The following is a 19,668-nucleotide window of genomic DNA, read 5'->3' as shown; positions in this document are numbered from 1 at the left end:
GCCATAACTTCATTCCAGCTTGGCGAAGGCTACAAGGGTGCCTTGATCACAGGATTGGAAGCCATGCTTTTCATAAAAATGTCGGACATCCGGTGCTTCTTCTGTGAGCAATACCTTTTGCCGAACCTTCTCATAGCGCGCCAGCGCTTGTTCCATCAGGCGAGTGGCAATGCCACGGTTTTGATAGTCGGTTCGCACGAGCAAGTCCTGGATATACACGATCGTGACCCCGTCTCCGACGACGCGGATCAGCCCCACCAGTTCCTCTTGATCCCAAGCCGATATCACATCGAGTGACTGCAGCAAAGCTTTTTGAAGCATCGGCAGGTCCCGTGTGTAAGCTGTCCATTGAACATCGTTGTATACCTTCTTCAAAGCTGCTTGTGGCAGATTCTTGTTCGTATGAAATGCAATCTCCATTCTCTCTCCTCCTCGATGATTAATAGGAAGAGGGGTAACGGCGCTTTACCATGCGGATCGCCTCCATTCTAACCCATTTTTCGACGAGACCCCCATGAATCCCTTTTGATTCTGTTACAAATCTTCGACAATCATTTCATTTTCATATGAAAGTAATATGATAAATATCGATAACAAACGATAATTCATATATGATAGAAACGCAAGAATTCACGGGATAGCGAAAAGGGGAGCACGAACGATGAAGGGCTTTGAAGGAACGATTCAACACCTTGGACTGTCACTTGCCGCGGTCTGCGAGCAGGCAGCCATCGCCTCGGCCGATTGGATCGGACACGGTCGGAAGAATGAAGCGGACGGGGCGGCTACCGAAGCGATGCGCACCTGGCTGAACCGGATGCCGATGCGCGGCACCGTCGTGATCGGAGAAGGCGAGCTCGACGAAGCTCCCATGCTGTACATAGGCGAAACCTTGGGAACCGGCTTCGGTCCCCGCGTGGACATCGCCGTCGATCCTCTGGAGGGAACCGCCCTTGTGGCGGACGGGCTGGACAATTCGCTCTCCGTGATCGCCCTTGCCCCAGAAGGCTGCCTGCTGCATGCGCCGGACACCTACATGGAAAAGCTGGCGGTCGGCCCGGCGGCAGTCGGACAGATCGACATCACCGCGCCGCTCCTCACCAACCTGGAGCGGACCGCCAAAGCGCTTGGCAAGGACATGCGCGAGATGACGGTGTCCATCCAGAATCGGCCTCGCCATCGCGAAGCGATTGAAACCGTACGGCGCGCCGGAGCGAAGGTGGCGCTCTTCCAGGAAGGTGACGTCTCCTGCCTGATCGCCACCGCCGTTCCGGGAGCCGTTCCCGACCTGTTCTACAGCATCGGCGGCGCTCCGGAAGGCGTCGTGTCCGCTGCGGCGATTCGCTGCCTCGGCGGAGACATGCAAGGCCGGTTGAAGCCGGAGAACGCGGAGCAGGAACGCCGCTGCCTGCTGATGGGCGTGAGGCCCGATCAGCCGCTCGGCCTGTCGGACTTCGTCCGGTCGAACGATTGCTTGTTTGCCGCAACCGGCATCACCGACAGCCTGCTGCTGTCCGGGGTGAGACGAACGGCGGCAGGCCAGTGGGCGGTCCATACGATGCTTGGCATCGGACAAGGACAGCAGGTATACTTTTTGAAGAGCCAAAAGGCAGGACTTAAGAGCCCGTCGCCGAATTTTGCTAGAGCCTGAAAGATGGAGTTGATTCGATTGTTTGCCGAAGAACGGCGTTCGCTTTTGCTAGATTACTTAACTCAAAACCAACGAGCCTCGGTCAAGGAGCTGTCCACACATCTGAACGTGTCTGAAGCCACCCTGCGCACCGACTTGAATCTGCTTGAGGAAGAAGGGCTCGTCCGCCGCATTCACGGCGGTGCGGTGCTCGTGGAGCAATCGCGGCCGGAGTATGCGTACGCGGAGCGGGAACGCCGCCATCAGCCGGAGAAGGCCGCTATCGGCCGCAAAGCGGCGGAGCTCGTTCAGGACGGCCAATGCATCCTCGTCGATGCCAGCACGACGGCGCTGGAGCTGGCGAAGCATCTGCGCAAGCTGCCGTATCGCCTCACGGTCGTCACGAGCGGCATCTACACGGCGCTGGAGCTGAAGGAAAACCCGAACATGCACGTCATCCTCATTGGCGGCGTGCTGCGAATGGGCTCCGGCGCCGTGGAGGGAACGCTCGGAGAAGACATCCTCGGCAAGATCAAGGTCGACTGCCTGTTCACCTCGCCGGCGGGGTTCCAGATGGACAGCGGCCTCATGGACTTCAACCTCTACGAGGTGGAGCTGAAGCGCCGTATGGTGCAGGCCTCCTCGAAGGTCGTCGCGCTGCTCGACAGCTCCAAGATCAACGTCCATTCGATTGCGAGCTACGCGGGGACGGAGCAAATCCGCACCTTCATCACCGATGACGGAGCTCCCGCCGATGTTCTGGAGGAACTGGTACGCCGAGGTGTTCGGGTTAGCACGGTCCCGACAGAGAAAGCCGGGAGGATGGAATGAAGCTGATTCTTGGAAGCGACCACAACGGCTATGCTCTGAAAGAACAGATCCGAACCTACCTCCAGCAGCAATCCGTAAGTGTCTGCGACCTCGGTCCCCACTCGCACGAGCCGGTGGATTACCCGGACATTGCCCTGGAAGCGGCCATGCGCATCGCAAAGGGAGAATCGGTCCGAGCCATTCTCGTCTGCGGGACCGGAAACGGCATGGCTATCTCCGCTAACAAGGTCCCCGGCGTTCGCGCGGCCCTCTGCCACGATCCGCTCTCGGCGGAACGCGCTCGCAAAAGCAACGATGCTCAAATCCTGACGATGGGCGCCTGGCTCATCGGATGGGAGCAAGCCAAGGGTGTGATCGACATCTGGCTTGCATCGGAATTCGCCGGAGGAGAATCGGCACGCAAGGTCAGCAAGATCATCGAATGGGAGACGCGACTCTCTCATTTCCAGTAATCCTCACTAGGATGTAAGAGATTCCTTTTCTACAATAGAGTGGACTCTGTTGCCGGAAAGGAGACTCTATGTCCAAGAAAAGCAACTCCTCTCAAGCTTCGTTTTCCCAAGCAAGGACAGCCCGGCTCCTCAAACGGAGCACGTTGTCCTTGCTTTTGTTGTCTTTGCCTGTCCTGCCCCCTTCCTTCCCGACAGGCAAAGCCTCATCCGTCCCGGTCGCATGGGCGGAGGCTGCTCCTGCCTCGCAGGCGGCGATCCCCGCTATCCCGGAGGTAACGCCGTACCTGATTGCAACAGCCAAATCTGCGGGAGCAGCTGTCTATGCCGACGCCGCTCATACCCGACTCCTCACCCGACTCTCTCAAGGTGAGGAATATCCGATTCTCTCGCAAACGTCTTCTACCATTCAGCTTCAACTGCTGGGCGGGCAATCCGGCTATGTGGACAAAGCGCTCATGACGGTTCGTCCGCTTGCGAGAATGGTGCTCGGCTGGAATGCCTTCGGCGACCGGGATGCCTATCTCACGCAAAATCGAGCTTCCGATCAGTTGAACGTTGTGTCTCCCCGATGGTTCTTCCTCGACAAGAATGACGGTCCGCTGGTGGTAAGCGACGATACCGCTTATGTCACGGCGAGCCATGCCAACGGGCAGCAGGTGTGGCCCCTCTTCGGCAACCGGTTTGATTCGGAGCTAACCGCCCGCTTCCTCGTCTCGTCGTCCGCCCGCAAGGCGGCTGTCTCTGCCATTGTCTCCTCGCTTACTCGAACGAAGGCAGACGGCATCAACGTCGATTTTGAAAATATCGCCCCCGCCAACAAGGAGGACTTCCTCGTCTTCCTGCGGGAGCTTCGCGATGCCCTGCATCCCCTTGGCAAAAAGCTGTCGGTGGATGTGACCCGAACGAACAGCGACCCTTATTGGTCCGGATCATATGACCGGAAGGGAATTGGACAGATTGTCGATATCGTGATCCTCATGGGCTATGACGAACATTGGGACGGCTCTCCGAAGGCCGGATCAGTCTCGTCACTTCCCTGGATAAGAGAAGGCGTCCGCCTGCTCCTTCAGGATGTTCCGGCGCACAAGGTCGTGCTCGGCATGCCCTTCTATACCTACGATTGGGCGATCTCTGCGAGCGGCGCGGTGACGAGCGAGTACACCCCGCTCACGAAGGCGGCTGAGCTTGTGAGCCGGCTTCGCCTCACCAAGGTCTGGGACGCTGCTGCCGAGCAAAACCAGGTCAGCTACACCTCAGGCGGAGTAGCCCACAAAATCTGGCTGGAGGATGGCGAATCCATGAAACGCCGGACCGCCTTGCTGGATACCTACGCCCTTCGGGGAGCCGCCGTCTGGTATATGGGGGAAGAGACCCCGAACGTGTGGACCGCCTTTCGCGCCATTGCTCCGGCCAAGCCGCTGTCCTCTGCTCCCTCCTTTACAGATCTCACAGGACATTATGCTTCGGCAAGCGTCTCCGCTCTCGCGAGAAGCCGCGTGATCACCGGTACCGCACCGGGCTTGTTTGAACCGGACCGATCGGTCACCCGAGCAGAATTCGCGGTCCTGCTCTCCCGTCTGTTCATCGGCGGGACCCCTGCCACCTCCAAGGCGGCAAGCGGCTTCCGCGATGTCGGAGCAAGCAGCTGGTACGGGGCGAGCGCCCGGCTCCTCGCCGATCTCGGGGTGGTAAACGGCTACCCGGACGGTCGCTATCGTCCCGATGCCACCATTCGTCGCGAGGAGATGGCGGTCATGATCAGCCGCCTCATGACCCTTACGACGGCACAGGCAGCTCCGGGAACCACTCGGCAAAACCAGCTGCTTGCAAGCTTCCAGGATCAGACTTCGCTAACCTGGTCTCGCGAAGGAGTAGCCCTTGCGCTTGAACAGGGGATCATCCAAGGGGACAGTCCGTCCTTCTTCGGTGGAGAGAGAACCGCCACCCGGGCGGAGGCGGCCGTCATGCTGGCGCGCCTTCAGGAATGGCTCTCCGCTCGAATGGACCGCGGCCTATAAGACTGAGGCAATAGAGCGGATGGAACCCATCTCCCCCTCCTTACATAGGCTATAGTGGAGGTGATCGGCCCATGTCCTGGCAGAGCGGTTGGAATGCTCTTCTTCGTCAGCCGGTGGGAGTTTCATTCGTGAACGGTACCGGAACATCCGGTATTTTTTGCGGAGTGCAAGGAAATGAACTCTTCATTCTGGAGTACTTATATCAAGATCAATTTGCAACCAAGCATTATCCGATCTCCAGCATCCGCAGGCTGCTTCCGTTTCCAGATTGTATTCCACTCGGTGTGCAGCCTCCTGTCCCCACTCCCCTGCCTTGGCCGCCCCTTCCGCCTTTTCCACCGATCGGGCAGCCGCAACCTCGATATGAGGATGCTTCCTTTTTTCCCTATTACTATGGGTAGGAACCACTCTCCCGCATGAAGGCCCGCACACGCTGACCGCAACGCAAAAAAGCTCTTCCCAACGGGAAGGGCTTTTTTGTCGGCTATGTGGACCGTTAGAGTCGGTTTGTTATACAGAGGTCCGTTGCTCGGATGGCCAAGTAACCTCAGTTGCTGGGAATCGATTACTAGTAATAGGTAATCGGAGTGGAAGCCATCGTTGGACGGGCCTTCAGGAAGTTGTAGAAGGAGACTGCCGCATCGGCACGGCTGACCTTGCTGGCTGGAGCAAAGCTTCCGTCCGCCGTCTTCTCCATGATGCCTAAGGTGAGCACGATGGCGGCTTGCCCTTTCCCTTTCACTTGATCCGCGTCCTTCACGTTCAAGAGGAACAGATCGCTCTTCGCTGCCAGCTTGTCGAAGCCGAGCGCTCGAACGAGCAACTGGGCCATTTCATCTCGGGTGAGCGCTTCATCCGGTTTGAAATTCTCGGTCGCCGGATCCAGAACCCCCATATCGACAGCCGTCTCCACATAGGCAAATAGGGTAGAGTCGTTCAGTACATCCTTGAACGTATTCGAACGTCCTGCTGCCAGCGTCGGATAATAATTGCCTCCATGCAAAGCCACGACCATCATTTTGATGAACTCGCCTCTAGTCACTTGCTGCTCCGGCATCACCTTGCCGTCCTTTAAGTCAAGCGCCTTGTAATCCAGAAGCAGCTGCAATTCTTTCGAGGCGGGGTGTCCTGCCAGATCGGCGGCTTTCATTTTCCCCGGGATCACTTCTTTGCCAGTTTCTTTGTTGACCCATTTGCCGCTGACGGCATCGAGATACACATTCTCATAGAAGAGAAGCTCTCGGTTATAGATCAGAAGAGCGGGCTTGCGTTCCTTCCAGGTTTCCTTGTTCGAAGTGCTCGGATCATCCAAATAAGCGAGGGACAGCTGGAACGAGGTGCTGAGCAGCTCAATCGCTTTATCCGCGCTGACCGTTTTGGGAACCGTCGTAGGATACTGGACATTAGCGAAGGAGCTGCTATAGCTCAGAACTTTACCGGTTAGCTGATCAACGGAAAGGTATAAGCTGTCCAGATCGGTCACAATTCCATTTACGACGCGGCGAAGAGAATAATTCACAACCCGAGCGGAATCATCCGACTCCCCGACGGAGACTCTTTTCTCAAAAGCAAGCTGGTGGCTGTATTGAGGCAGGAGCGTCTTTACGAAGTCAGCAGCCGCGTTCATCAGCTTCACGTCTGTTAGTTTCTTTGCCTGCTCCTCCTTGGTCAGAGGAGTGTAGCGATCATTATTATCCAGGTTATAATCCAGGATGGTTCCTGTCTTCGCATCCACGCTGGCCGAATAGCGAACGGTCTTGGAGCCGCTGTCTGTCCAATGAATATACCAGACGGCGGTAGCCCCTTGCAGATAAGTGTCGTCCTTTCTCTCGTTAAATTCAGCGGCAATAAGCTTGGCTGTAGACGGGATCCCAAGCGTTTTCTTGGCAATCGCCACCGCCTGCTCAGAAGTCAGATCTTTCGAGGTAGACGGCATGGGAGCCAGCGGCTTTTCTGTCAGGGGTTTCTCGAGCCCATATCCGGTATACTCGCTTCTCAAAACCTCTCCCGTTACCGCATCAAGGGAGTTCGGCCAATACGAGTAAGCCAAGGCTACTTCGCCTTTCTTCGTCACAGGATTCTGAGTGGCGACATATTGCAAAAAGGGAGGATTGGCCTTCTTATAAGCAGCCAGCGCTTGCTCTTGTGAAATGGTCGGCTTCTTGGTGCTGAATGTGGCGCTGTCATGCCAAGTATATTGATAGGATTTCAATTCTCCGTTCCCATCGATCTGAATGGTGATTCCGTCCGTGAGGTAGCGAACACCGTCCACCGTACGATCGAAACGGAAGGAGTAGCTGATGTTTCCTTGGATCTGCGGAACGTAAAGCTCATCGTTTAGGGAGTTGTATCGGGTGGAGGAATGCTCGGCAGGGTTCATGGTGGCAAGCAGCTTCATGGCAATTTCTTTGGCTTGGCCGTATTCGACCTTGGGCGGAAAGGCTGTGGCCTGACTGCTGTCGTACGGGTTTCGATCATAGTTGATCAGTTTGCCTGTCTGTGCATCTACCGCAGCGTTGATCGATCCTACCGTCCGTCCGTTCACCGTTTTCTCAAAAACAAAGTGCCAGCTTGCGTTGTCTGTCTCCCAGCTCGTTGATCGATAATTGGTGTTTGACAGTTTGTAGCCCGATGGAATCGTAATTTGGGCAGACACGATGACAAGCGCCTTTTCTTTGCTGATCTTAGCCGTTGGGGATACTGCATCCTGCCCCGGTGATTCTGGTGCTGTGCTCGGTGCCGTTGAAGGCATCGCCTTCGGCACGGTGTTGCTTGCTGGTGAATTCGCCCATGCCGGCAGCGCTGCGGACACGGTCAAAATCGCCGCAAGCCCCCATGCCCCTGCCCACCTCATTGTTTTCATTTGATCGACTCCTTTTCCCCTCAAATGGATAACGCTTCCATGGCATTCACCTAATGAACGAACAGAAGCAGGGAAAGGTTGCAGAGACGAGCGGGGGGAACGAGAAAAGCTGCCCCGAAGCAAGAAGCACTTGGGACAGCTTGGCGTCATTTTAGTAGATACACACGCACCTTCTGCATCCCGAAATCCAATGCGGTTTGCTTCCCGCCCGGGATGAAGATGTCAATCTTGGCGCCTTTGATGGCGCTGCCCTGGTCACGCGCATAGGCAATCATGCCTGTGCCTGGCAAGCCGCTGCTTGAATACCCGGTCACGTAGACCTTGCTACCCATCGGGATGATGCTGGGGTCTACGGCAATCGTGCCGAGCTTCAGCTCATTGCCGAAGTAATCGACTGCTCCCCATCCGTTCTCATCTGGAGAGTCCGAATAGCCGGTTGCAGTCACGGAGAACGAGCGCTTATAAGCCAAACGTTCTCCCCACGCAGTCGCAACCTGTCCGCCGCTTGATTGGCTTGATGCTATAGAAGAAGACGTTCCTGAACCCTTCTCAGAAGCTGAGTTGGTTTTGGTGCCAGCGGCCTGAGTCTTCGCAGGTTTTGCGGTCTGCTTGGCCTTCGCGGCGGGCGTAGCCGTCGGTTTAGGGGTAGATTTAGCCGTTGGCTTGGCTGTTGGTTTAGCCGTCGATTTAGCTGTTGGTTCGACCGTCGGCTTGATCGTCGGGCTTGCTTCGGCTGTTGCCGAAGGCGTTGCAGAAGATGGAGACGCGCTGTTCTCTTGCATATAAGGGTCTGCCGACTGAAGGAGTGTGCTCTCTGAGGTGCCAGCCAAAGGCAACTCAAGCGGCTCCATCAGCAAGCTTTCCTCCGAGAACGATTCGAATGATCGTGTGTCCGCCACAGCCGCAGCATTTGAGCGAATCGCCGCTGCGTGCCAGCCTTCTATGCCTAAGATTACCATTCCACAAAACAGAACAAACCAAATACCCGGTATGTACCTCTTCAAACCGTACCTCCTTGTTCGCTTCTCTTTTGTACGAGTCTATCACAAGGGGAAGGGAGGGCCTACCGGGGATTGCTGGAAATGAGAGGATTTGGATCACTGGCCTTCTTCCACCTTCTGGCCTATACTAAAGAAAGGAATTGGAGGTGGGTCCTTTGAATCAGGAACAATGGCTAGGGCAAATTCGCTTGGTGCGACGCATTACGCTTCAAGCGATGGAAGGGGTTACCGAGGTTGCAGCCGATATTCAACCCGCCGGCTTTCCCAATACTCTGCGCTGGCACTTTGGTCATATCCTTACGGTACAGGAGACGGTCTTCACTCATTTTGCGGGGGAAGCCTCTAAGCTGAGCAGCAAAATTTTCACTCTCTTTTCCAACGGGACCGTCCCGAAGGAATGGTCGTTTCCTCCCCCTTCCTTGCTGGAGCTTCGCCAGTTGCTGGAAGCGCAGCTGTCTTATATCGAGTCGGCCTATGCCCATCGAATGGATGAAACGGCGATCAAGCCCTTTCGAAGGCTCGGACATACGATGTATACCCTGGGAGAATTGCTTCTCTTCAGCCTTCACCATGAAGGGATTCATCTCGGGTACATAAACAGCTTAAAAAAAGCCATTGCCCTCTCCGGTATCGATGACCCCGGACAGACCTTATCCCACTAACTCATAACCCAATGCAAAGGAGCGAATCCGGCCAGGGGCAACCCCCGCCTTGATTCGCTCCTTTATCGTTCTTAGATTCCCTATCGCAATGGCAAATTCGTTAGGCCCGCTTTGTCGAACGATCCAGGTCAGACCGTCGAAAGACCCAAAGCTTGCTTCCCACAAAGTTGACGAGAGTGGTAACGAGGGTCACCAGCAGCTTGGCCACGATCGCGTGCAGGCCGAGCTGCTCTTTCAGCAATCCTAGAAGGAGGATGGACAGCCCCAGGGTGAACAAATTCACGACCAGGAAGCGCAGTGCTTCGGCTGCATTGGCTTTGTGCGTATCGGTGCGTGGAGCATCTGCCGTGCTGTCGGCAGATGCCGCTGGTTTCTTCGCTGCGAACGTCCACTTCTTATTCAGGATGTAGCTGTTCAAGGTTCCCGCCGCATAGGAAAAGCATTGGGCAACGCGATAAGGAACCCCGACATAGTAGAGGATGGTGTAGACCGCAAAATCGACCATTGTATTACCCACGCCAACCAAGCCGAATTTAAGCAAATCCTCGTACTTGTTTAGCATTCGACGCAGGAAGCTCACTCGGAAGACCCCTTTTTCGCCGAAGGCGATTCCGTGCTATCATCGGTCTGCCCTTCTTGCCCACGAGTCTCCTGGCTTTCCTCCGGCCACGAAACATCGAGCGCTGCCGCTTCCAGTCCGGTGCCTGCTCCGTACGTCATGAGCCGATCCTGCGGCAGCTTGCCGACAAGGGACTCCATTCGCGCACGGCGCTCCTCTTCCGCATTTGCCTGCTCGCTCTGGCGGGTGATGGCTGCATGCTCGCCGCCCTCGCCTGACCGGAACAAGCCCCTGCCGGCGCCGCCTTCTTCTCCGTCCAGCCCGGGTTGCAGCCCGCTTCCGATCCGGATGTCCGCTCTCAAGCCGGCGCGCGGTACGACGGGGTAGCCGCTTGCTTCCCGCACGATGTAGAGCGGGCGTCCCTTCGTTTCATCGTAGATGCGTCCGATGTACTCCCCAATGATCCCCATCAGCATCAGCATGATGCCGTTGAAGAAGAGCAGGATCGCTACCGTAGAAGCCCAGCCTGCATTGGTGTATCCCGTGAGCTTTTGGACAATGACGACAATGAGGTAGATGAAACTGAACAGCGATACGGACATCCCCAGGTACGTAGCCAGCTTCAGCGGCTTGTAGGAAAAGGATGTGATGCCGTCGAGGGCAAAGCGCAGCATCTTCTTGAGCGGATACTTGGTTTCCCCTGCGAAGCGCTCCTCACGTACGTATTCCACTGCCGTCTGACGGAAGCCGGCCCAGCTCACCAACCCGCGAACATAGCGGTTCTTCTCCGAGAGGCTTCGGAGTACATCGCAAACTTTGCGGTCGATGAGCCGGAAATCGCCGGTATCAACCGGAATATCTACGGTGGTCATGCTGCGGAGCAGACGATAAAACATCTTCGCCGTCGTCTTCTTGAAGAGGGTTTCTCCCTTTCGTTTCAGGCGTTTGCCGTATACGACGTCGTAGCCTTCCTTCCACTTCTCGATCATCTGCAGGATGACCGCAGGCGGATCCTGCAGGTCTGCATCGATGACCACGACGGCGTCGCCCATCGCGTAATCCATCCCGGCGCTGATGGCCACCTGATGGCCAAAATTGCGAGAGAAGTCGATCAGCCGAACAACCGGGTCCTTGTGCGAGATCTCGCGGATGATTTCTACCGTTGAGTCGCGGCTGCCGTCATTGACAAACACCAGCTCGAAAGGCTCAGGCTGCTGCATCATGACCTCGCGCAGCCTGCGGTAGGTTTCGGCAATTACTTCCTCTTCGTTGTACATGGGAATGACGATGGAGATGACAATCCGTTCCGACATGGGTAAATCCCCTTTCTAATGGACAAACCGGATCAACCGGTGTAGAAATACCAGGTTCCGAACCAGCGGAGGAAATGGTCGACATACCATTTGGAGACGGTCATGCCGGACAGTACCGGGTAGAACATCGCGAACAGCACGACGGCAAGAACTGCATACCCGATAACATAGGGTTTCCATTCCGGCTTCTTCTCAAGCAGTTTTTTGGCTATATAGACAATGGAGAAGATCAGGAACGGAACCATGGCAAAGTAGTGATAGATGAACGTCAATCGCGTGACGAGCACCCACGGCAAGAACTGCGAGAAGAAGGCAACCGTCACCACGAACATTCCCCGATGCTTGTCCTTCTTCAAGTAGAAGAGCATCGCGAGGAAGGCGGCGAGGCCAACCCACCACACGGCGGGGTTCCCGAAGGACCAGATGCTGGACACCTGATCGGCGGCTACGGCCGGCTTCCCGCTGTAATACCAGATCGGGCGAACCATGAGCGGCCATTCATACCAGGGCGAGCCGAAGCCGTGCGTCGCTTTTAGCTTGCTGTGATAGTTATACATGTTTTCTTGGTACTGCACAAGCTGATGAACCGATTTTTCCTCGCCTGGCACGCTCATGATCGGCAGGAACGACAGCGAGTAGATCAGCACGGGGACGACGACGAAGAACAGGGTACACCAGGCCACCGTCTTCACTGTGTAACGCCCGAAGACCTTGCGGATCTTAAGAAGCTCTTCGCGAAGCTCCGATTTCCCTTCCGTCTCGCTAAGCTGCAACAGCTTGCCCGCCGTTCGCCATTCCCGGTATCGCTCGAACAGCGACAGGAAGAAGAGAAGTGCCAGACCGGCTCCGCCATAGATGACGATCCATTTGCTCGCCGCCCCGATTCCGAAGAACAGGCCGGAGAGGAACAACGGGACGAGCGTCTTCTTGAGCGGCGCTTTGTAGAAGCTCATGCTGTAATAACGATACATGAAATAATACATCAGCATGATGAAGAATACACCATACGAATCGATGGTAGCAATCCGCGTTTGAGCGAAATGCATGAACTCCACAGCCATGAGAAGAGCCGCCAAAGCCGCATACCCCGGCTTGCCGAACAATCTTCTGGCAAATACATACGTCAGCGGGACCATCAGAATGCCGACCAGGGTGCCGGCGATCCGCCAGCCAAACGGGTTCATTCCGAAGAGCCAGATGCCCACCGACATGATGAGCTTGCCGAGAGGCGGATGCGTGTTTTCGTAGGGCTTCATCATGTGCAGGTGCTCATAAGCTGTTCGCGCATGATAGATCTCATCGAAATACGTTTGGTTCATGAACGTCGGCTGATAGAAGGTATCCTCCTGCTCGTCAAAGAGATAAGCGGCTTTGCCTCTTACCGGCGTCTTGCCGTCATCATCCTGAACGGAGGCTATGGTGAGCGGAGTCGGGTTGTCCTTTTGATAAAATGCCATTTCGTTCAAAGCGAATCCCGATTCCTCTACCGATACCTTGACATAACGAGCCTTCACGCTCACTTCCTGCACATTCCACCAGAATACCTTGGTATACGTATTCTCGACGGTAACCGCATTCCCGAACGCTCCCGGTTCCTCCGCGAACTCCAGGCGGAACTTGCCGGTGCCGATCTCGCCGAAGGTGTTCACCCGGTCGATCTGCTTCACTTCGCCCAGGTCTACGGTAGCCGAGGCTCCGTACGAGGGTTCCCAGGTCGTAACCGGGGAGTGGGTCGACCCCAGGTTCACAAAAGCGACGATGGAATACGCAAGGGTGATGGCTCCCATGAAGAGCCAATCTCGGCGGGTGAAGCGAGACATCTTGGCGTTGCTGTCAACGGGGTGCAGCAACGCGACTTGCGTCCCTTCCGGCGGCAGCGACTTGTATTCCGGATAAGGTTCCACCAGCACCTTGCGTCCCTTCACATACAGATCGTAGCCGATCTTCAAGAGCCACAAGAGCAGGATTACAGACACGAAGGACATGGCAAGCATAATGCCGTCATGCTTCATCAGATGCGGTTGGTTGATCGCGGCGCTCTTGAGTACGTAATGAACGTTGAAATATTGAACAACGCTGAGGCCAACCGACAGGTGAAGCAAGCGCCGATCCTTCGAGAAGAGAAAGGCGAAGAGCGCGAGTGCAATCGCAGGGAACAAGTAGCGCTCATGCATTTTGACAGACAGCATGAAGACCATGAAGAGCAACAGGAACGGGATAAAGAAGAGCTTGTCCTCCCCTTCCGTCTTCCGACGGAAGAAGAAATAAGCGGCTGCCGCTACGGTGAGCACGATCCCTGAATATCCCACAACTGTGTAGGAGAGGGGAGAGCCCAGGTCGGCCGAAACCATATTGGCTCCGAACAAGGCATAGATGTTAAAAGCATTCAAAGTTGCATATGCATACTGGCCTAACGTCGATTTGTAGAGATCGATAATCCAGAATGGACTGGATTGGTTGAAGGAGAACGGTGCGATCAGGACCAGGAATACGCCCAGCCCGACGGCAACACAGCCTGCCAATCGGCCCCATTGTCGTTTGCGGAAGGCTTCAAATAAGAAGACCGGTGTGAAGATGAGCGCTTGCGGCTTCACCAGAATGGCGAACGCGAAGATCGCAGCGGAACCCTCCCACTTGCCCGATGCCAGAAGCAGGAGAGCTCCCAGCAAAATGAGGGTAAAGAAGGAGTCCATCTGTCCCCAGCCCGCCGAATTGACAAGCACCGCCGGGTTGAACAGAAACAACAGCGCAAGACCGAAGCCCGTGGAGGGGCTGATCCTCTTCTTCCCTTCCCGGTACAGCAGATAAGCGATGGCTGCATCGGCGAGAAGGGCGGGAAGCTTGATCAGGAGCAGCGCTCCCTTCGATGCCCAATCCAAGTGAAACACCTGCTGGAGGCTGCCCACAATCCAGAGAATATACATATAGCCTGGGGGATAATCGGCAAATTGACCGTCATAGAAATGAGCCAGCCCGTTTGTTGCAACTTTATTGGCCCAAGCCTTGAAGGTGTTCACATCGACCACATAGCCCGGCGATTTCATCGCCACGAGGAAGCGGATGATGAGCGCGGTGACGACGGCCGCTCCGAACAAGAGGCCGAAGTGGCGCCGCTCTCTCAGACTGCCGGTGGGCTGTGGCCGGATCCATCGCTGGTAGACGAAGAAGTAGAGCAAACCAAACACCACGGCGGCTGCCGCGATGCCCATGGCCGACACAGCGTCCGGAATATCGGACCCCTTCGGAGCCAGATCGAAGACGGTCGCTCCAGCGGGAGCCGCTGAAAGCTTGGTTAGGCTGACATCGTCAAAATAAGCCTTCCCGGCACCCAGACTGCCGTAACCGCCGAGACGAACCGCCACTTGAAGCTCCTTTTGGCTTTTACCGGTCTTGCCATAAAACTCAAGAAGCTCCCATGCGCCATTCGTCGACTTGAGATCGACGGAAGTGTCCCCGATACCGAGGATCGAGATGTTCGCTCCCTTGGTGTCCGCATCCGCATGATCCACAAGGACATACGCGGAGAGCTTGTACACCGAATCCGAATCCACCGAAACCTTCTGTATGTATTTTGCATCATTTGGCTGAAGGTTTTCGATGAGGGCTGCATTTGAGCCGCTGTGAACGACTTCCTGTTGAATGGTAAGGCGAGAGTAAGCTTCCCCCGCATGCCAGCTGTCGACGGTCCACGAGCTAGGCTGCCCTGCCCCTACGCTTTCAAAACCGCCGTTCTGAATGAGTCCTCCTTCCCCCTCTGCATATCCGGTAGAACCGGGAAGTTGGGTGGCCAACAAGAATGCGGCCAAAAGTAGTCCGAATCCTTTCTTGAACAAGGAAATGTCCCCTTCCGTTCAGGTATCCTTCGTCCATTATGCCAAATTGCGAACGGAAAAGGTAGTCTGTTCGACGAAATCGCTTCCAAAACATTCCAAACCGCAACTTTTCCCTTCATTTCTACGTCCAATTTTAGAAGATCCCAAGAACGTTGTCCCTTCCTTATCCTTATCATTCTCATCCATGGAGGTTTCCTCATGAATACCCGACCTACCTGGCCGCTGACCGTACTGCTGTCGGGAGTGCTTCTGGCTACAGCCGGCTGCACCTCTTCCGGGAAGTTTGCAAGCTCAGCCGAACCGGATTCCTCCGGTCTGACAGGCGCTCCAACCGCGAGCCCCACGGGAACACTGATTCCGGAAGCCTCTGAGGCTCCGCAAGCAGGCACTTCCACTCCATTGCCTGTAGTTAACCTGTCCAGCAAGCCTACCGTGAAGCCAACGGCGAAACCGACCGCCAAGCCGACTCCTGCCGCAACACCAAAAGCGACGGCCAAGCCGACGGTGAAACCAACCGCTAAACCAACGGCCAAGCCGAGCCCATCGGCAAAGCCGCAGGGCGCCGTCACGACGATCGCCAAGCCTGCGGAGATTGCCGTGTGGGTGAACAAAACCCGCAAGCTTCCCGCCGACTATGTCCCTACCGACCTGGTGGTGCCGAACGTCCGCTTCTCCTTCAGCGAAAAGCTGGATAAGCGCAAGCTGCGCAAGGAAGCCGCAGACGCTCTCGAAAAACTCTTTGCCGCCGCGGACAAAGAAGGTGTGAAGCTGTTTGCCGTATCCGGCTACCGTTCCTACAAGACCCAGGAATCGCTGTTCAGCGCTTATTCGAAGCGTGATGGAGAGGCAGCCGCCGCCCGGTACAGCGCCCGTCCGGGGACGAGCGAGCACCAGACAGGGCTGGCTATGGACGTATCAAGCGCTTCTGCAAAGTATCAGTTGACCGAGGCTTTCGGAGATACAAAGGAGGGCAAATGGCTGGCAAAGCATGCCCCGGACTATGGCTTTATTATTCGTTACCCGAAGGGCACCGAAAAAATCACAGGCTATATGTATGAGCCTTGGCATATTCGTTACCTGGGGAAAGAGCTCGCTGCGGATGTCACCAAGTCAGGGCTCACCCTCGACGAATATTTCAATGAGGCTGTCCCCGTTCAAGCACCATAAGGCGGCTGTCTAACAAAAACGAACCCTTCTTTCTCGGGTTCGTTTTTTTGATGTAAGTTTCGAAGATTGGCAGGCCATACTAGCGGATAAAACGAGCTGCTTGAAAGGAGCCTGATCGATGCGTTTTCCTCATTCCCGTCCCCGTCCGCTTCTCCTCATCCTGTTGCTCTTCCTAATGATGACCGCCACACTCCTGAGCATCCAGAGTAACCGAACGAACCGCGCCGAGATTCCTGCCTCTCTCTCAATGAGAAAGCTGCCGGATGCCGAACTGTTTGATGTGAAGAAGGAGCAAGTGGTGCGCCTTCTTCCGACGGACGACCGGTTGCGGCAGGAGGCGATCCGGTGGCTGGACGCCGGAAGCGGCGCGGCTCAGGAAACGGCGTTCGAGCCAAGGGGCGGGATCGGTCTTCGCATCCCGTTTATTCCTCCCGTAGAGGTCAACAAGCCGTGGTACCACGGCCCAGTACGCGAGCTCTTTCTGTTTGTGGAAAAGCCCGCCGGTCCTCATCGCCTGCTGTTTATTGACGATCAATCCCGCATGCACCTGATCGTGCTTCCCTATGATCTCAAGCCCTTCCTGAAGGCCTATCACATCGAAGCCCCGGTCTGACTCGGGGAGACTCTTGATTATTCCCCTTCGAACAAAAGCGGGCTCCTGCGCATATGGATACCTATCCCCATGAATAGGAGAGTGTCCTCGATGTATGGTTTTTCGTTTCACCCGGCACCGGTTTATCCCGGCCCCCGTTCCCCCTTGCCCTTCCGCACCTCATTTGCTCCCGTTTGGGCCGTGTCCTATGCTCAAGCGATCGAAATGATCAAGAAAGCGGTGCAAGGTGAAAAGAATGACGAACGCTTCTACAGCGATTTGATTGCACTCGCCCCAGACGAGGAACAACAAAAGATCATTGCCTCCATTCGCGAGGATGAGCGCTCCCATAATCGGATGTTTCGGGACATGTACCGGAGCTTAACCGGCCAAGAAGTTCCGCCGGCCCCCGATGAACCGTATAAGAAACCAACCTCCTATACGGAAGGTCTGGTAGATGCACTTTTTGGCGAGCTGGGTGCCGTGGAGCGCTATCGGTCCATCTGGTCGGGCCTTCCCCAAGGGGTCTACCAGGATACGCTTCTTGGGATCATCATGGACGAACAGAAACATGCGACGAAGTACAATTACCTGTATACCTTGAATCAAACGGCCGCCCGTATGCGGGCAAAAGCCTCTCGCCTATAAAGCTTCTGTTATCACACAGCCCCCTTCTGCTCTCTTCTCACGAGCCACAGGAACCCGGCGGCTCCGATGAACGCCATGCCCGTCCCTAACCGGTAGAGCATGGCAGCCCCGACGGTGTCATAGAGAAGCCCCCCGGCGAATCCCGCCACAATGCCGGAGAACCCTCCCCAGGTGAGGGTGAAGAGAGCTTGGCCGGATGCTCGGTACTGAGGAGCTACCCAGAGCGAGGTCAGGGTAGTGCCCAGGTAGGTATAGACCCCGAAGCTCACGCTGTGGAGCATCTGAGTGAGAAGAACGTGAATCGGGGCCGTCGCAAGCGACATCAAGTACCAGCGCAGGGAGAACAGCAGGCTTACGAGAAGCAAGCCTGCCAGCAGATACCGACTGTTCTTTCGGACGATTCGGTCGAGCAACAGAAACACCGGGATTTCGAAGAACGCGGACAGGAAGGAACCCCAGCCGACCATCACATCGGAGCCGCCCAGCTCGCGAATGTACAACGAGACGAAGGTGGAGTTCACCGCATTCGGGATGGACACAAACACGCCGAGCAAGAGAAACAGCACAAACCCCCGGTGGCGGAAGATTTCCTGATAGCCTTGTCCGGTAAAGGGATGAGCTGCTGCCGTTTCGTGTCCCTTGGGCAAGAACATTGTGGTGAACAGGGCAGCGCTCAGCAGGGCGGAATAAGCAAAGATAAGCATTCCGTTTCCTGAACGCGCCAAAAGCGGACCGGCTCCCAGAGCAATCACGGCGTAGCCGAGCGAGCCGTACAGCCGGAGGCGGCCGAATTTATGGGTCGTCCCTTCGATCGCGTTCAGCATCAGACTGGTGCCTTGGGAATTGGTAGGGCTTTGAAAGAAGAAGAAAACCAACATCAAGGCAAACAACGGCCAGAAGGCCCGGAGCTGGAAAGCGCCCTGTACAACGACGAGACTTCCGAGAAGCAGAATGACGAGGGTCATTCGAATATTTTGTCGGCGGTCGCTTACATAGCCCCAGAACGGCCCCGAGAAGATCGAGATCATCGGCCCCCCGGCCATGATCATGCCGATCTCCAGCTTGGACAAGCCGAGCTCGCTGAAATAGAGCGGGAAATAGACGGAGAGCACCGCTAAGGAGCCATAGGTGAACAGGTTGTACAGCTTTAAGGAGAACAAAGAAGGCTGGCGATTCATGATGATGGAATCCTCATTTCACTTTAGTAGATGGTTCGGTTCCGGCTTTTGAGCTTGCCCTCCATTGTAGCCCTCTCGGCGCAAACGTTCCATCGCTTTTTTCAACAAAAGTCATTGCTCCCGCGAGAACGATTGTGGTAGAGTAACAGGAACTTTTTCCCTATGTGGAGGTGCAATCATGGACATCAAACCCAAGGACCCAATATTGCTGGATTTCCCCAGCCGCTTTGAAAGCGAACGTCTTGTCATCCGAACACCGCTTCCAGGAGACGGTCCCGGGCTGAATGAAGCCGTTCGAGAAAGCCAAGCGCTGCTCGCCCCGTGGATGCCCTGGGCTTCCGAGGTTCCCGAGGTGGAAGACTCCGAGATCAACGTCCGACGGGCCTACCTTCGGTTTTTGGAGCGAAGTGATATGCGCCTGCAGCTCTTGGACAAGCAAACCGGTGAATTGGTAGGAAGCAGCGGCCTGCACCGGATTGATTGGGACTCCCGGAGCTTCGAGACCGGCTACTGGATTCGCTCCTCACGCCTTCGCCAGGGCTATGCATCGGAGGCGGTAATGGCCATTACCGATTTTGCGATCCGCGAGCTTGGCGCCAACCGGATTCAGATCCGTTGTGATCGCACCAATATCCCGAGCGCAGAGGTTGCGAGAAAATGCGGCTTTACCCTGGAGGGAATCCTTCGCCAGGACTCCAACAACACGAGCGGAGAATTGAGCGACACCATGGTGTTCTCCAAGGTGCGCGGCATTGATTTCTAGCTCCGGTCGGGCTCCCAGCATTCCTCCTGCTGACAGAGGATAAGACGATCGAGTATACTGAGTCCAGACTAGTCCCGGTGAGGTTGTTCAGAAACCGTTCAGTCCGCCGTGATAGAATAGGAGCTTGGATTATCCTTGAACGTTACCATCTTGAAGCA

16 protein-coding genes and 1 pseudogene are annotated in these 19,668 nt (G+C 55.8%); 10 read left to right on the top strand and 7 right to left on the bottom strand.

Going from position 1 to position 19,668, the window contains the following annotated elements; genetic code table 11:
- Window positions 1-9: 9 nt before the first annotated feature.
- Window positions 10-420: a GNAT family N-acetyltransferase gene (locus tag AAFN83_RS00575; RefSeq protein WP_347766373.1), complete on the bottom strand. Its 411-nt coding sequence runs from the start codon at window positions 418-420 to the stop codon at window positions 10-12.
- Between the two features lie 241 nt (window positions 421-661).
- Here AAFN83_RS00575 and glpX point away from each other — a divergent pair, with 241 nt between their 5' ends.
- From glpX to AAFN83_RS22090, 5 genes are all read left to right on the top strand, one after another.
- Window positions 662-1,651 carry a class II fructose-bisphosphatase gene (gene glpX, locus AAFN83_RS00570; protein ID WP_347766372.1) on the top strand — a complete coding sequence of 330 codons (990 nt, stop codon included), beginning with the start codon at window positions 662-664 and terminating at the stop codon, window positions 1,649-1,651.
- 3 nt (window positions 1,652-1,654) lie between these two features.
- Complete coding sequence (locus tag AAFN83_RS00565; RefSeq protein WP_347766371.1) at window positions 1,655-2,461, top strand: DeoR/GlpR family DNA-binding transcription regulator; 807 nt, start codon at window positions 1,655-1,657, stop codon at window positions 2,459-2,461.
- The gene (locus tag AAFN83_RS00560) at window positions 2,458-2,913 is read left to right on the top strand and encodes an RpiB/LacA/LacB family sugar-phosphate isomerase (RefSeq protein WP_347766370.1); all 456 of its coding nucleotides are present in this window, start codon (window positions 2,458-2,460) and stop codon (window positions 2,911-2,913) included. The genes AAFN83_RS00565 and AAFN83_RS00560 overlap by 4 nt, the downstream gene beginning before the upstream one ends.
- A 68-nt stretch (window positions 2,914-2,981) precedes the next feature.
- Entirely contained in the window at window positions 2,982-4,931 is a 1,950-nt protein-coding gene (locus AAFN83_RS00555) for an S-layer homology domain-containing protein (RefSeq protein ID WP_347766369.1), read from the top strand.
- Between the two features lie 71 nt (window positions 4,932-5,002).
- A complete protein-coding gene (locus AAFN83_RS22090) occupies window positions 5,003-5,332 on the top strand; it encodes a hypothetical protein (RefSeq protein WP_481810459.1) in 330 nt (109 codons plus the stop codon).
- A gap of 167 nt (window positions 5,333-5,499) precedes the next feature.
- Here the strand turns inward: AAFN83_RS22090 and AAFN83_RS00545 are convergent, their stop codons facing one another.
- Together AAFN83_RS00545 and AAFN83_RS00540 are read right to left on the bottom strand one after the other, a co-directional pair.
- Window positions 5,500-7,794 carry a YcdB/YcdC domain-containing protein gene (locus tag AAFN83_RS00545; RefSeq protein ID WP_347766368.1) on the bottom strand — a complete coding sequence of 765 codons (2,295 nt, stop codon included), beginning with the start codon at window positions 7,792-7,794 and terminating at the stop codon, window positions 5,500-5,502.
- A gap of 146 nt (window positions 7,795-7,940) precedes the next feature.
- Window positions 7,941-8,798 (bottom strand): 3D domain-containing protein, encoded by an 858-nt coding sequence (locus AAFN83_RS00540; RefSeq protein ID WP_347766367.1) that lies wholly within the window; start codon window positions 8,796-8,798, stop codon window positions 7,941-7,943.
- Window positions 8,799-8,950: 152 nt separating this feature from the next.
- Here AAFN83_RS00540 and AAFN83_RS00535 point away from each other — a divergent pair, with 152 nt between their 5' ends.
- On the top strand, window positions 8,951-9,457 hold the full coding sequence (locus AAFN83_RS00535; protein WP_347766366.1) for a DinB family protein: 507 nt from the start codon (window positions 8,951-8,953) through the stop codon (window positions 9,455-9,457).
- A gap of 100 nt (window positions 9,458-9,557) precedes the next feature.
- On the opposite strand, the gene AAFN83_RS00530 is transcribed toward AAFN83_RS00535, so the two are convergent.
- The 3 genes and pseudogenes from AAFN83_RS00530 to AAFN83_RS00520 all read right to left on the bottom strand — a co-directional run bounded on the left by AAFN83_RS00530 (window position 9,558) and on the right by AAFN83_RS00520 (window position 15,162).
- On the bottom strand, window positions 9,558-10,037 hold the full coding sequence (locus AAFN83_RS00530) for a GtrA family protein (protein WP_347766365.1): 480 nt from the start codon (window positions 10,035-10,037) through the stop codon (window positions 9,558-9,560).
- 362 nt (window positions 10,038-10,399) lie between these two features.
- Window positions 10,400-11,329: pseudogene (locus tag AAFN83_RS00525) on the bottom strand (glycosyltransferase family 2 protein); the annotation flags it as partial.
- A gap of 32 nt (window positions 11,330-11,361) precedes the next feature.
- Entirely contained in the window at window positions 11,362-15,162 is a 3,801-nt protein-coding gene (locus tag AAFN83_RS00520) for a glycosyltransferase family 39 protein (protein ID WP_347766364.1), read from the bottom strand.
- Between the two features lie 198 nt (window positions 15,163-15,360).
- On the opposite strand from AAFN83_RS00520, the gene AAFN83_RS00515 reads away from it, so the two are divergent.
- The 3 genes from AAFN83_RS00515 to AAFN83_RS00505 all read left to right on the top strand — a co-directional run bounded on the left by AAFN83_RS00515 (window position 15,361) and on the right by AAFN83_RS00505 (window position 17,569).
- Window positions 15,361-16,329 carry a D-alanyl-D-alanine carboxypeptidase family protein gene (locus AAFN83_RS00515; protein ID WP_347766363.1) on the top strand — a complete coding sequence of 323 codons (969 nt, stop codon included), beginning with the start codon at window positions 15,361-15,363 and terminating at the stop codon, window positions 16,327-16,329.
- 118 nt (window positions 16,330-16,447) lie between these two features.
- Window positions 16,448-16,942 carry a hypothetical protein gene (locus AAFN83_RS00510; RefSeq protein WP_347766362.1) on the top strand — a complete coding sequence of 165 codons (495 nt, stop codon included), beginning with the start codon at window positions 16,448-16,450 and terminating at the stop codon, window positions 16,940-16,942.
- Between the two features lie 90 nt (window positions 16,943-17,032).
- A complete protein-coding gene (locus AAFN83_RS00505) occupies window positions 17,033-17,569 on the top strand; it encodes a ferritin family protein (RefSeq protein WP_347766361.1) in 537 nt (178 codons plus the stop codon).
- Between the two features lie 11 nt (window positions 17,570-17,580).
- Here the strand turns inward: AAFN83_RS00505 and AAFN83_RS00500 are convergent, their stop codons facing one another.
- A complete protein-coding gene (locus AAFN83_RS00500; protein ID WP_347766360.1) occupies window positions 17,581-18,747 on the bottom strand; it encodes an MFS transporter in 1,167 nt (388 codons plus the stop codon).
- Between the two features lie 178 nt (window positions 18,748-18,925).
- Here AAFN83_RS00500 and AAFN83_RS00495 point away from each other — a divergent pair, with 178 nt between their 5' ends.
- A complete protein-coding gene (locus AAFN83_RS00495) occupies window positions 18,926-19,510 on the top strand; it encodes a GNAT family N-acetyltransferase (RefSeq protein WP_347766359.1) in 585 nt (194 codons plus the stop codon).
- Window positions 19,511-19,668 lie beyond the last annotated feature (158 nt).

It is taken from the genome of Gorillibacterium sp. CAU 1737, assembly GCF_039888655.1.
GTDB lineage: Bacteria > Bacillota > Bacilli > Paenibacillales > NBRC-103111 > Gorillibacterium.
Note: the sequence above shows the minus strand (reverse complement) of the source record. Positions and strands in the feature narration are given on the sequence as shown.